General features: G+C 41.8%; 12 protein-coding genes. 1 reads left to right on the plus strand and 11 read right to left on the minus strand.

Annotated features, from left to right (window positions below; genetic code table 11):
• Positions 1–378: 378 nt before the first annotated feature.
• Positions 379–1,338, minus strand: a complete 960-nt coding sequence (locus J7338_RS13845) for an ion transporter (RefSeq protein WP_210797599.1) — start codon at positions 1,336–1,338, stop codon at positions 379–381.
• A 4-nt stretch (positions 1,339–1,342) separates the two neighbouring features.
• Positions 1,343–4,018 (minus strand): bifunctional acetate--CoA ligase family protein/GNAT family N-acetyltransferase, encoded by a 2,676-nt coding sequence (locus tag J7338_RS13850; RefSeq protein WP_210797600.1) that lies wholly within the window; start codon positions 4,016–4,018, stop codon positions 1,343–1,345.
• A gap of 145 nt (positions 4,019–4,163) precedes the next feature.
• Here J7338_RS13850 and J7338_RS13855 point away from each other — a divergent pair, with 145 nt between their 5' ends.
• Entirely contained in the window at positions 4,164–4,880 is a 717-nt protein-coding gene (locus tag J7338_RS13855; RefSeq protein ID WP_210797601.1) for an SIMPL domain-containing protein, read from the plus strand.
• Here the strand turns inward: J7338_RS13855 and J7338_RS13860 are convergent.
• The 9 genes from J7338_RS13860 to J7338_RS13900 form a co-directional block, all read right to left on the minus strand.
• Positions 4,869–6,134 (minus strand): lipopolysaccharide biosynthesis protein, encoded by a 1,266-nt coding sequence (locus J7338_RS13860; RefSeq protein ID WP_210797602.1) that lies wholly within the window; start codon positions 6,132–6,134, stop codon positions 4,869–4,871. The two genes, J7338_RS13855 and J7338_RS13860, sit on opposite strands and share 12 nt — an antisense overlap.
• Positions 6,135–6,146: 12 nt before the next feature.
• Complete coding sequence (locus tag J7338_RS13865; protein WP_210797603.1) at positions 6,147–6,848, minus strand: hypothetical protein; 702 nt, start codon at positions 6,846–6,848, stop codon at positions 6,147–6,149.
• Between the two features lie 138 nt (positions 6,849–6,986).
• A complete protein-coding gene (locus J7338_RS13870) occupies positions 6,987–8,819 on the minus strand; it encodes a DUF885 domain-containing protein (RefSeq protein ID WP_210797604.1) in 1,833 nt (610 codons plus the stop codon).
• Positions 8,820–8,902: 83 nt separating this feature from the next.
• A complete protein-coding gene (gene hemW, locus J7338_RS13875; protein ID WP_210797605.1) occupies positions 8,903–10,039 on the minus strand; it encodes a radical SAM family heme chaperone HemW in 1,137 nt (378 codons plus the stop codon).
• The gene (locus J7338_RS13880; RefSeq protein ID WP_210797606.1) at positions 10,036–10,635 is read right to left on the minus strand and encodes an XTP/dITP diphosphatase; all 600 of its coding nucleotides are present in this window, start codon (positions 10,633–10,635) and stop codon (positions 10,036–10,038) included. The genes hemW and J7338_RS13880 overlap by 4 nt, the downstream gene beginning before the upstream one ends.
• Before the next feature lie 3 nt (positions 10,636–10,638).
• Positions 10,639–11,082 (minus strand): DUF4426 domain-containing protein, encoded by a 444-nt coding sequence (locus J7338_RS13885; RefSeq protein ID WP_210797607.1) that lies wholly within the window; start codon positions 11,080–11,082, stop codon positions 10,639–10,641.
• Between the two features lie 51 nt (positions 11,083–11,133).
• Positions 11,134–11,667, minus strand: a complete 534-nt coding sequence (locus J7338_RS13890; protein WP_210797608.1) for a YggT family protein — start codon at positions 11,665–11,667, stop codon at positions 11,134–11,136.
• Positions 11,668–11,724: 57 nt separating this feature from the next.
• Positions 11,725–12,546, minus strand: coding sequence for a pyrroline-5-carboxylate reductase (proC, locus tag J7338_RS13895; protein ID WP_210797609.1), 822 nt, complete (start codon positions 12,544–12,546; stop codon positions 11,725–11,727).
• A gap of 15 nt (positions 12,547–12,561) precedes the next feature.
• Entirely contained in the window at positions 12,562–13,275 is a 714-nt protein-coding gene (locus J7338_RS13900; RefSeq protein WP_275074492.1) for a YggS family pyridoxal phosphate-dependent enzyme, read from the minus strand.
• Between the last annotated feature and the right edge of the window lies 1 nt (position 13,276).

Genomic DNA, 13,276 nt, shown 5'->3' on the forward strand with positions numbered 1-13,276 from the left:
AAGCTTAACTTGTTTTAGCAAAAAAATAATTATTACGAATCAAGGACGTTATGAAGCCTGAGAAGCCTACTATTATGGATATGTCCGAATTTAAACCATCAGCGAGATGTCCTAATTGTAATTTGATAATGTACTTAGGAAACAGGTGCCCGCATTGTGATTATTTGCTCAGTCATACTGAGCAAAAAACTCAAAGAGAATTTTGGCTTAAAGTTCGAAATGCTGTTTATATAAAAGGTGTGGTCTTCTTTGCTTTCTTCTTTTTTATAGCTTGGGTTTTATTTGCTCAGTCATAACGTTTTTGAGACTCAACACTACAATTAAACCAATCGCAGTGTTGATGCCCTAAATACTTGAAGTTTTAACTAGAAGCTATATCTAGTCTTGGCGTTCACCGCAGTGACGACAATAAAGGTTTTTAGTGCGTGCACTAAGTTGAGACTTAATTGCTTTGTTTGCTTCTTGCTTACTTAAACCAAGCTTACAACGCAAATTCTCTAGGTGCTCCAGTTGCGCATTATCTAGTTTGCCATCTAGCTCGCCATCATGCAGATATTCATGCACTGCATCACTAAACATGATCCTACGTTTACGTAGCTGTTCAGAGAAGCTCGAAGCTAATAAGCCGGTGGGTATTGCTACCATCCCCATACTCAGTAATGTGATCACGCCGCCAAAAAAACGCCCTAGCGGTGTTACTGGCACAACATCACCATAACCTACAGTGGTCAGCGTTGCCATTGCCCACCACATGGCCGCAGGAATAGAGCCAAACTTATCCGGTTGTATATCGTGTTCAATTAAATAAATTCCACAGGAAGCTAAAATCAGCACCACTGCCATTATAAAGAATGCGGCCAAAAGCGAACTGCTTTCATCACGAAATGATTGTAAAAGTAGCTGCATTGCTCGTGAGTAACGAGTGAGCTTAAAAACACGTAGGAGTCTGAGTACTCTTAAAAAGCGTAAATCAAAGGTGATAAACATCATTAAGAGCGTGGGTAGAATTGCCATGAGATCAATTAAAGCTAACGGTGAGAGTAAATATTTTAAACGGCGTTGAAAATTATCACAGTCTAGATTTTTGTACTCGATACGTTCTACGCATGACCAAAGGCGAAGCAAATACTCGATAGAAAATATAATCACTGAGCCTAACTCTAACATTAAAAATTCATGCTTATATTGATGAGCTAAACTAGCAATTGATTCAAGCACAATCGCAACGACGTTAATCATGATCAGCGATATTAGAAATATATCGATATAGTGACCCGCCTTACGGTATTCCCCATTACCTTCAAAAAATAGCGCTGTGCGTTTACGTAAATTATTCAAGCTATTATCCGTCTTCGTTTCTACAAGTTAAAGCAAGTACCATGTTTATACTGCCTTCTTCAAAGTCGCGGCTGATCTTAAAGCCTAGCTTTCTGGCTAATTCAATCATGCCGGTATTTTCCGGTAGGGTGATACCTTCAATAAATTGTACGCCTTGGCTTTGGCAATACTTAATGGCGGCATGCATTAATAAGCCACCTAAGCCAAGGCCTTGGCAGTTTGAGCGTACTACAATGGCAAATTCGGCATGCACTTTATCAGGGTCCATCAACACCCGAGAGACGCCAAGTGTGGCGCTGTCTTGAGTGATAATAAATGCCATTTCACGATCGTAGTCAATTTGTGTCATTTTAGCGAGTTGATCGTGGTTAAATTGCGGCAGCTCACCAAAAAAGCGTTTGTAGCGGTCTTCTTTGCTTAGGGATTGATCAAACTCTTGATGCGCTTGTTCATCTTCTGGTTTTATTGGTCTGAGTGTCGCGTGGGTATTATTTTTTAGCGTCACTTGTTTAACCAGTTCAATTGGGTAAGGGCGAATAGATAAGCGCTTACGATGTGATTGTACTTGGTAGTGACTCAGGGTCATGGTGGCATCAAGCACCAAAAACTGCCCGTTACTGGCTAAAATAGGATTTAACTCAACCGAAGTTATATCGGGTTGATCAATGACCAGTTGTGAAATTCGCGTAAGCAGTGCACAGAGGCGATACTTATCAACTTTCTCAGGTAAAATGCGATCTTTAAGCACGCCTTTGTCATGCGCTGCAGCAATTAAATACTTTGCTAAGTTCATATTCAAAGGTGGCAAAGCAACCGCTGCTTGAGCAAACTCTAGACCAGTGCCAGCTTCTCCTAGAAGTATTACAGGGCCAAAGTTCGGTTCTGTTTTTATCGCTATACGCAGTTCATTGGCACCCGCTCTGGGAGCCATTTTTTGCAGTGAGAAACCTTCAATAATCGCATCTGGATAAGTGTTTTTTATTCTCAGCAGCATTGCAAAAGCGGTTTGCTCAACTTCCTGCGCATCGTTTAAGTTAAGTACCACGCCACCGACTTCTGATTTAGACGGAATGCTAGGGCTGATCAGTTTCAGTGCCACCGGGAAGCCTAGTTCAATTGCTTGTTCTTTTGCTTCTGTTGGCGTGTATGCGACCTCGGTTTGAATACATTCAACGCCATAGTGAGCGAGTATTTGGCTTGCTTGATGGGTGGATAGATAGCTTTGCTGCTCTGCTAAAAATTCATTCACGAGCGCTTTTGCTGCGTGTTTATTGATTTTAGCGTCATCTGTGTTTGACTCTGGAGTTTGGGTTAAATGTTTTTGATTACGGCGATAACTTACTAAGTGCATAAAAGCACGAACTGCGCCCTCAGGGGTACGATAAGTAGGAATACCGTAGTTGCTACACACGCGGCGGGCGGCGTAGGCGGCATCTTCGCCCATAAAATTTGTGATCACATAAGGACGCGCCATTTTCGGTAGTTTATTCAACGTTTCAGCGATAATTAATGCATAGTCTTCACTTGGTGCAAGAGCGGATGGTGTATGAATTATCAGTAAGTTTTTAACCTCTTTTGCTTGCAGTAAAATTTCAAGAGCTTGTTGATAGCGGGCTGGGGCTGAGTCGCCAAAAATATCCACTGGATTAGAAGTCATATCCGATTGTGGGATCACTTTATTTAATGCTGCGCGAGTTTCTTCACTTAGTTGGGCAAGCTTGCCGGAGCTTTGTAATAAGCTATCAACGGCCATTACACCTGGGCCGCCGCCATTGGTTAAAATGGTGAGTTGTTCTACCTCTAATAATTTAGGGTGCATGGCCAGTGTTTGTGTAGCAGCAAACAGTTCTGTTAAATCATTTACCCGTAACATACCTGCGCGTTGGAATAGGGCGTCATACACCGCATCTGAGCTTTGCTTGCCACCAGTGTGAATTTCGGCGGCGAGTGCCCCAGCCGCTGTTTTACCGGTTTTAATGGCGATCACCGGTTTACTAAACGCAGCGGCACGGGCAGCTGAAATAAAGCTGCGGATATTCTCAATGTTATCGATGTACAGCAAAATAGCTTTCGTTTTTGCATCGCGACCTAAAAAGTCGAGTAGTTCAGCAAAGTCGATATCTAAACAATCTCCCACAGAGAGAAAGTAGGAAAAGCCAATTTCTTTATGTTTTGCCCAATCTAAAATAGTGGAGCACACAGCAGCGGACTGTGAAATAAACGCTAATTTACCAGGGCTTGCGATAGTGTGAGAAAAACTCGCATTGAGGCCAATATGGGGGATCAATAAGCCCAAACAATTAGGGCCAAGTAACGATACTTTGGCTTGTTTAGCGGCTTCTTGCAGTGCTGTTTTTTGCTGATGATTGAGCCCGGCTGCGATCACAATCGCATTTTTACAGCCAAACTCTCCCAGCTCTGCAATGATATTAAGTAGAGTGTGTTTGTTCGTACAAATAACCGCAAGGTCCGGTATTTTCGGTAGCGCTGCAATAGACGGGTAGGCCAGCACGCCATGTACGGCGCTATTAGTCGGACTTACTGGCATGATAGGGCCGTTGAACCCCCCTTGTAATAAGTTGCGCATTACTACAAATCCTGCCCGAGAAACGTTATTCGATGCACCAATCACGGCAACCGAAGTCGGGTTGAAAAACTGACTAATGCGTTTTACACTCATGCTCTTTCCTTGCGGGTTATTTGTTTTTTAGCTAGGCGCTGCAATAGAATCTTTTTGCTAATTTATGCACCTCAATGTAACCTGTTTAGGTTGATTTTTCGAGCATCAAACCAACTTAACATTGATAATTATCAAAGGAATCTAAATGAATAAGCCAAATGGATATTACCAGTTGCTAGGCGCAGCTGTATTGAGTGTCGCTATACTTGGCTGCGGATGGATTTTAAAATCAGCAGCGCTTGATGTAAAAAATATGGAACGCACGGTTGAGGTTAAAGGATTAGCAGAGCGTGAAGTAACTGCTGATACGGTGATCTGGCCGGTACAGTTTAGTGATGCAGATAACAATTTAGAAAAGCTGGTCGAACGCGTCGAGCAGAAAAATGCCGCAGTAATTGCTTTTTTAAAACTGCATGGCTTTGATGAACAAGAGATCAGCCAAGGTAGGCAATCAATTGTTGATAAACAAGCGCGCGAATACGGCGCTGAAAATCAACAGTTTCGCTATATTGCCCGCGCTAATATTACCGTGTATTCGCAGCAGCCCGATAAAGTGCAAAACGCCTTAACTAAAGTGGGTCAGCTAGCCAAACAAGGTATTGCGATTGTGCAAGATAATTACGAAACCCGCATTGAATATTTGTTCTCTGGGCTAAATGATATAAAACCAGCAATGGTGCAAGAAGCAACCGAAAAAGCGCGCGAAGTGGCATTAAAGTTTGCCAAGGACTCACAGTCAAAACTTGGTAAAATTCGCACCGCAAGACAAGGGCAGTTTAGTATAATCGACCGAGATTCAAACACCCCGCAAATCAAAAAAGTACGGGTTGTAACCAGTGTCGAATATTATTTATCTGATTGAAGATAGTTTATGGGTGCCCAATAATACAGTTACTGGCACCTGCATGGTTTTAACTATTATCGCTACCCGACATAGTGCGCCAAGTATAAAACCAAAACTAAATGCAGTGGCGACTCCAATTATCTCGTAACTGTCTTTTAAACACCAAGCCATTATCAAGGTAATGCTAGTGGCTGCTAACAAAACATATAAGTTATGTAATGGATTACCGTTTAATTTAATGATACTGCTGGCCAATATTCGCGCAGGCAAAAACAATTGACCCAGTAATAATATCAGCAGTAACTGATGCCCTGCTTCGAGTTGCTTTTCACCATAGAGTGTAAGTAAAGGGTAGGCAATCACTGCTAAAGTGATAATTGCGCCGCAATTTAACTTCCATAACAAGCGCATCAGTTCACTGACTTGCTGATAGGGAGCGGTATTAGCCATTAAAAGAGGTTTCAAAAACTGGCTGGCGGCGTTCCCTATGATGGTTAATAACCCAGCTATTACAATCACAGGAAAAAACACACTGACGCCAGCGGCCCCAAACCAATGATGAACCAACAACACATCTAACTTTGCAACCAACACTGTTCCAGCGCCACTTGCCAACATAATTAGCGATGAGCTGCACCATTGCTTTGTTTGGTAGCGAGCGGGGCTTGGCTCGATAGTTTTTTTTATTAACCAATATTGATAAATCACCACGCACACTAAAGCGCTAAATAGTAACTGGCAAATAACAGTCAGTGATAGTCCACCGCCAATTATAAATACTATAAAACAAAAGAGTGTGGTCAAAACCTCAAATAAACATTGCTGTGTAAACAATCCCACTTTGGTTTTATTGAGCGCAATTAAAAAGGCTGCTTGGCTTTGCATTATTGCTCCCACAGGCACTAATAGCAGCAAATAAAAAATATGCTCTTTGGCTGTTTGATGGGGAGAAACATAGCTAAATGCAGCCACCACACAGCTGACCAATAAAATACCAAACAAACACGATGCAACTAAATAGACACGCTTAAGCCCTTGCAGTAAATCATGTTGTTGAGCTTTGTAGAGCGGGTGACTCAAGCGCATTAATGAGGCTGAAAATCCCATACTGGCAGGTAATAGCAATATTTCACACAGTGCGAGCAGTGCGCCGAAAGTACCAAATTGCTCAGCACTGAGCAGTCGGGCTAAAAATAGAGTCAGTAAAATACGACTAAAATGATTAAGCGCTGTAAAGCTACTTAAAGATAAAAATTGTTTATATACATCCATGTTTTGCTGACTTTATTGTAAACGTTGATTTAAGTAGCGCTCAACTTGCTCTGTTTTACAGCGTAAGTAAGCGCCACTGAGCAGTATTTTATAGTCACTGAGTGGCTTGTTAGGGCTTGTTTGACATAACGTGAGTAAGGCTTTTAAGAATGCGGCGGTGTTTATATTGCCTTGATTTTGTTTAAATTCAACTTCCATTAATGCCAGCAAAGCAGAAAGTTCATGTTTTGGTAAGCTATGTTGGGCTGGGTTGTTTGCAATGTAACTTGCAACTGGGGTGAGCCCGATATCATTAACTTGTGCTAATGCTTGCAGCAAGTTTTCGTTACTTTCAAATAGCATCAGTGAACGTACATAATTAAACGGTAATTTAGCCTCACTACACTCGCTAAACAAGCGGTGCAATACATTTTGCTGCTGTTGGTTTTGTTGTGTAAAACCATGATTGAACTTCAGTCCAGGGGTAAAAAAACTTAATTGATCGGTATTATTTAGCTGACTGATGATGGGCGTTGGTAGCGAGTGTTGAGTTAATATGCGTGTGGCGATATTTTGCAGGTAAGTATATTTTACACTCATGCGTTGCGCACTGCTATATAAGTGCTGTAACTGCATGGCTTGTTGTGTTGCAGATAAACTGGCAAAGCTATCAACAATGGCTTGCAACTGATGCTGCTGCATCTGTTGATTTAGTTGACTGATACATGTATCCATTGTTAATCCTATACGTTACTTGTATATCAATTGCTTTATCCTAGCGTAAAGCACTTGTTGGTCAAGTGTTTATCTATTTTTCAGGCAATAAAAAAGGCCGTAGATACGGCCTTTGTATATGTTATAAAGTAAGGATGCTTAAGCTGCTAGTTTGCTTGCAACCCATTCATCAACAAAGCTTTCAAGTACGTTTAGTGGCACTGCGCCATTTTTAAGTACTACATCGTGGAATTGGCGGATATCAAACTTATCACCCAGTTTAACCTTCGCAGATTCACGAAGTTCTAGAATCTTCAGCATACCTACTTTGTAAGCCGTTGCTTGCGAAGGCATGACTATGTGACGCTCAACCATTTTTACGCCATCAGAGGTCGCATTTGGTGTGTTATTTACGTAATAATCAATACCCTGCTGGCGAGTCCACTTCATTTCGTGAATACCGGTATCAACCACTAAACGACATGCGCGCCATAGTTCCATTGATAAACGACCAAAGTCTGAATAAGGGTCTGCATACATGCCCATTTCTTTTGGTAATAACTCAGAATATAATCCCCAGCCTTCGATATAGGCTGTGTAGCCACCGAATTTACGGAACTTAGGCACGCCTTCAAGCTCTTGCGAAATTGCAATTTGCATGTGGTGACCTGGAATACCTTCGTGATAAGCCAGCGCTTCCATTTGATACGTTGGCATTGCTTCCATGTCGTAAAGGTTAGCGTAGTAAACACCCGGGCGTGAACCATCTGGTGCAGGCTGTTGGTAGAATGCTTTACCAGCCGCTTTTTCACGGAATGCTTCAACACGCTTAACAATCATGTCGGCTTTAGGCTTAACAATAAATAGCTCATCTAAGCGTGATTTCATGGTGTTTATAAGTGCCGTGGCTTCGTCAAGGTATTGCTGCTTACCTGCTTCAGTATTAGGTAAGTAAAATTGCTTATCGGTTTTCATAAACTGCATAAAGGCTTTTAAATCGCCTTTAAAGCCAACTTTTTCTTTGATTTGGCGCATTTCATCATGAATACGAGATACTTCAGCTAAACCTATAGTGTGGATTTCTTTAGCCGTTAAATCAGTGGTAGTAGTGCGCGCTAATGCGTTGTTGTAAAACGCTTCGCCATCAGGAAATTTCCAAGCACCATCACGATCATCGGCACGTTTTTCAAGCTGTGCTAAATAATTAATCAACTTAGAGTAAGATGGTTTTACAGCCGCTTTAAGCGCTTTCTCAGCATCGCTGATCAACGCGTCTTTATCTGCTTGAGCAATTTCAAGCTTGGCAACTTTACGTTTAAAGTCGGCAAGTAAGGTGGAATCATCACCTTGTTCAAACGGCGCACCGTGAATGATATTTTTGCTTGAATCAATCACATGTGGGAATACAAATTTAGGAGCAATAATGCCTTTATCAGCACGTACTTCTAAATCAGTGATCAGTTGATCAATAACTGTGGTTACGCCATTTAAACGTGAGATATAGGCTTTAGCATCGGCAACATCAGTAATTTGATGTTGGTTGATTAAAAAGGCTGGGATCATCGAGTGAGTACCAAACATTTGGTTCACTGGGTAGTTATGATAGCGCCATTTAAAATCAGCAATGTTGTTTTCAAGGTCTTGCTTTTTAAGGTCATAACTAACTTTTGTGGTGTCATCAAGAAGTTCGCGGTTAATTGCGTTTAATGTCACTAAATCATCTTTGGTTTGTTGATGATCTTTCAGTACGCGCGCTTCGCTACCGTCATCCCATTTGTCGTAGTCTTGTTTGATACCCATGTAGGTTTGATAAACAGGGCTGCTCATAACATCACGGTTAAAAGTATCTTCGAAGAACGCATTGGCTTTGTCTATTTCGCTTTGTACAGGTTGTGCTTGTACAGTTGGCGCGGTTTGTTGCTCAGGTGTTTGCTGGCAACCACCTAGCAGTGCAATACTTACTGCGGCAGCGATAAAGGTTAGTTTACGCATGTTTTCCCTTTTGTTGTTAGAAACCCCATTAAAGGTTATTAATTATTATTAGTATGTATTTGTTAGTAAAGTTTGGGTCGTTATTACACAAACAATTCTAGCAGGTCATTTAAAAAGCGATGACCTTTTTGGCTTACCTGCCAATGACGATCCGTTTGCTTAAGCAACCCCTTGGCAATGGCTTGTTGCAGCGCATTAGCTTGGCTTTGCAGCGGTAACTGAGTTAAGGCTGTGAAGTCATTAATTGGGCAGGCTTCAAATAACCGTAAGCGATTCATAAAGAATTCAAACGGTAAGTCATGTTGTTCAACTTGCCACTGTTTAAATAAATAGGGCTTCGCTAAATCCATGTATCCACGAGGATGTTTTACTTTTTCAGTGCGGGTAATGATGCCTGTTTTAGCATCGGTTACCTTACCATGGGCACCGCAGCCAATACCTAAATAGTCGCCGAAGCGCCAATAATTCAGGTTGTGTTGACATTGGTAGCCAGGTTTCGCATAGCCAGATATTTCATATTGTTGATAGCCAGCTTCTGCAAGCAGTGTTTGACCTTGCTCTTGAATATCCCACAAGGTGTCATCAGCTGGCAAGGTAGGTGGCTTAGAAGCAAATTGCGTGTTGGCTTCAATAGTTAATTGATACCAAGATATGTGTGGTGGATTAAGAGCTATTACTTTTTTCAAGTCGCTCAGCGCATCAGCAACCGATTGTCCAGGTAAGCCGTGCATTAGATCAAGGTTAAAACTGTTTAAGCCTGCCTCATGAGCTTGCTCTGCAGCATAAGTCGCTTCATCGGCACCATGAATGCGCCCGAGTGCTTTGAGCTTGTCATTTTGCATGCTTTGTACGCCAATCGAAATACGATTAATCCCAGCAGCTACGTATTCTTTAAAGCGGCCAGTTTCAACCGTGCCCGGGTTGGCTTCTAAGGTGATTTCGCAGTTTTCACTCAGACCAATTAATGAATCCACCGCTGTTAGTAAATTAACGTAGGCCTCACCGGTTAATAAGCTAGGCGTGCCACCACCGATAAAGATTGAATGAATTTTACGTCCTTGCACTAAGTGTAAGTCAGTTTTTAAATCATCAATTAAATGCTGCACATATTCTTTTTCAGGAATATCGCCTTTTTGGCCGTGACTATTAAAATCACAATACGGGCACTTTTGCACACACCAAGGTACGTGCACATATAAACTTAATGGTGGTAAATTCACAGGCCGCCTTTAAGCTTAAGCTCTGATAGTAATTGTTGTAATGCCTGGCCGCGATGGCTTACTGCATTTTTTTGCTGTTTAGTTAATTGAGCACTGGTGCAGTTAAGTTCTGACACATAAAAAACCGGATCATAACCAAAACCACCTTGGCCGTTTTGAGCTAAGGTAATTTGGCCTTCCCAGCTAGCACTGCAAATCAGTGGGGTAGGGTCATCGGCGTGGCGCATTAGCACCAACACACACCAAAATCGTGCACTGCGGTTAGGGTTATCAGCAAGCTCGCTTAAGAGCTTATCAATATTATCTTGATCGCTGGCGTGTTCGCCTGCAAAGCGTGCTGAGTAAACACCTGGTGCGCCGTTTAATCCATCTACCTCTAACCCTGAGTCGTCAGCAATAGCTGGTAGCCCAGTTATTTTTGCCGCATGGCGAGCTTTGATAATAGCGTTTTCAACAAAGGTGGTGCCTGTTTCTGCTACTTCTGGCACGTTATAGTCGTTTTGTGGCACAACGTTGATTTCAAGCGGGCTTAGCATTTGTGCTAATTCGTTGACTTTGCCTTGGTTACCGGTGGCTAAAACTAAAGTTTTTTTCATAAATTAATCTACGTAAAATTTTTGCTGGAACTGCAGCTTTTGAAATTGGTTACCTTGCTGTATTTCAACGTCAAAGCGAAGAATTTCTTCGTTGGTAAAATCAACCTGCGCGAGGTAATAAATTGCATCGCCTTCGATGACTTCTTTGAAATCTAAGGTTTGCTTATTACCAAGTAGGTTTTTAGCAGTGCCTTTAAGAGTGGCGGTTTGCGCTGTGGCATCGGTATCTTTTTTAAGGATTGAAATATTTACAATGCCTTTATAGCCACTACGTTCTAGGCCGTAGGTTTTGGCTATTTGTGGTTGAATAAACGTAGACGGAAATGCAATGTAGTGAACTTGCCACGGGCCAAGCTCCTTGTATTGTGCGCCTTGCATTTGTTCGCTGTGAGCACTAAAGGTAATACCTGCCAGTGCAAAAAATAAAATACTTGCTAGTTTTTTCATAAATGACTCTTAAAAAAAGAGGCCTAGTAGGCCTCTGTGTTAATAATAAGGTTAGCCGACTAAGTCTATAAACAAAAACTGGGCAAATTGCAGTGCAATAATTAACACTAAAATTGATAAGTCTAAGCCACCTAGTGGTGGTAATACTTTACGAATAGGTCTTAGCATTGGCTCTGTTAATTGGTGAAAAACCGCTTCGATTGGATTGTTACCTTGACTTACCCAGCTTAATAGCGCGCGAATAACTAACACCCAAAACAGTAAGTTTAAGCCTTCTTTAATCACCGTTACTAACGCATTTAACAGGACAAAGCCAACTTCCCATGTCGCGCCGACTAAAAATATTAGCGCAGTAATTTTTGCTGCCGCGATAATGAACGCGAGCAATAATGAGGCTAAGTCAAGCCCACCTAACCCTGGAATTATTTTACGCAGGGGGTTAACAGCAAATGAAGTGGCTTTAACCACAAACTGACTTAATGGATTGTAAAAGTCAGCTTTAGCGGCTTGTAGCCAAAAGCGCAGTAATACGACCATTAAAAATAGGTCGAATAATGTGCTTATTAAAAATTGCATGGCGTTCATAACTTACCTTAATTAAAAACCTTAAATATAAATTGGGCTAAAAGCTTAGAGTTGCTTTTAAAGTTCTTGTTCCATTTGCTCTGCACGCGCAATACATGCATCCATTGCATCAGCGACGGTGCCAGTTAGGCCGTGTGCTTTTAAATGTTCAACTGCTGCATGAGTAGTGCCACCTTTAGATGTCACGTTAGCACGCAATTGTGAAATACTAATTTCAGGCTGTGATACCGCCATTTCAGCGGCCCCCAATGCTGTTTGCTGTACTAGGCGACGAGCGTCTTCATCACTAAAGCCAAGTGCTTTGGCTTTTTCTTCTATGGCTTCCATAAATAAGAAAAAATAAGCCGGTGATGAACCAGTCACAGCAATAACATCGTTAATTTGGGACTCTTGCTCAACCCATGCCGCAATACCTGTACATTCAAATACTTGCTGCACAAATTCGTGTTCTTGCTTGGTCTCGCCGGCACCAAATAAACCCGAAACACCGCGTCCTAATAAAGACGGAGTATTTGGCATACAACGGACCATTTTAACGTCTTTTCCGAGCATTTCACGTAAGCGTTTAACGGTAAGGCCTGCGGCAACAGAGATAAATAGTTTATCGCTAAAGTCGATACCAGAATCTTGAAATGATTGACATAAATCCCCCATCATTTGTGGCTTTACAGATAACACAATAATATCGGCATCGCGCAGTGCTGCGTTGTTATCTGCGGTGGTTTTAACCCCGAAATCCGCTGCTACCTTAGCGAGTTTTTCGTGGTTACGATTTGTTGCAATTATGTTCGATGCAGCAAATCCTTTTTTTACCATGCCGCCAATAATGGCGTAGCTCATATTACCTGTGCCTATGAATGCGATTGTTTTATCTGACATATCTTAGTTATCACCTTAGCTTCGTTGGCCAAAAATATCCGTGCCGATGCGTACCATGGTTGAGCCTGCTGCAATCGCAGCTTCGACATCACCACTCATCCCCATCGACAAGGTGTCTATTTGAGGATATTGGGCTTTAAGTCTATCAAAGCAAGCCCGTAATTGCTTAAAATATTGTATTTGTTGCTGGTTGTCGTCGGTTTTGGCTGGGATGGCCATCACTCCACGTAATTCTAAATTTGGACAGTGTTGAATATATTCAGCAAGGCTGTCGAGTTGATCCGGGTGGCAACCTGACTTAGCAGCTTCTAAGCTTATATTCACTTGGATCAGTACTTTTAACGGGGCTTTATCTGCGGGTCTTTGATCGCTTAACCGTTTTGCTATTTTCTCACGTTCGATACTCTGCACCCAATCAAAATGTTCAGCCACAGCCGCTGTTTTATTTGATTGAATTGGGCCAATGAAATGCCAAACGATATCGTTATAATTTGCTAGTTGGGTTATTTTATCAACAGCTTCTTGTACGTATGATTCACCAAATTCTCGGTGACCTTGTTGATAAGCAGCTAAAATAAAATCAGCAGGTTTGGTTTTTGATACTGCTAACAAGCACACATCACGTTCGTTACGGTGATGTTTTTTTGCAGCTAGAGCAATTCTAGCATAGGCGGATTTAAGTCGTTCTGCTATTGTAACCATATAATTATCAGTTAGTTGTGGAGTCATA

It is taken from the genome of Pseudoalteromonas ostreae (assembly GCF_018069805.1).
In the GTDB taxonomy this organism is placed as follows: domain Bacteria; phylum Pseudomonadota; class Gammaproteobacteria; order Enterobacterales; family Alteromonadaceae; genus Pseudoalteromonas; species Pseudoalteromonas ostreae.

What these genes read in the sequence shown, in the direction of transcription:
- proC (WP_210797609.1), bottom strand. Translation starts at nt 12,546, where the DNA reads ATGTCAGATAAAACAATCGCATTCATAGGCACAGGTAATATGAGCTAC.
- J7338_RS13870 (WP_210797604.1), bottom strand. Translation starts at nt 8,819, where the DNA reads ATGCGTAAACTAACCTTTATCGCTGCCGCAGTAAGTATTGCACTGCTA.
- J7338_RS13885 (WP_210797607.1), bottom strand. Translation starts at nt 11,082, where the DNA reads ATGAAAAAACTAGCAAGTATTTTATTTTTTGCACTGGCAGGTATTACC.
- J7338_RS13850 (WP_210797600.1), bottom strand. Translation starts at nt 4,018, where the DNA reads ATGAGTGTAAAACGCATTAGTCAGTTTTTCAACCCGACTTCGGTTGCC.
- J7338_RS13855 (WP_210797601.1), top strand. Translation starts at nt 4,164, where the DNA reads ATGAATAAGCCAAATGGATATTACCAGTTGCTAGGCGCAGCTGTATTG.
- J7338_RS13900 (WP_275074492.1), bottom strand. Translation starts at nt 13,275, where the DNA reads ATGACTCCACAACTAACTGATAATTATATGGTTACAATAGCAGAACGA.
- J7338_RS13890 (WP_210797608.1), bottom strand. Translation starts at nt 11,667, where the DNA reads ATGAACGCCATGCAATTTTTAATAAGCACATTATTCGACCTATTTTTA.
- J7338_RS13880 (WP_210797606.1), bottom strand. Translation starts at nt 10,635, where the DNA reads ATGAAAAAAACTTTAGTTTTAGCCACCGGTAACCAAGGCAAAGTCAAC.
- J7338_RS13860 (WP_210797602.1), bottom strand. Translation starts at nt 6,134, where the DNA reads ATGGATGTATATAAACAATTTTTATCTTTAAGTAGCTTTACAGCGCTT.
- J7338_RS13865 (WP_210797603.1), bottom strand. Translation starts at nt 6,848, where the DNA reads ATGGATACATGTATCAGTCAACTAAATCAACAGATGCAGCAGCATCAG.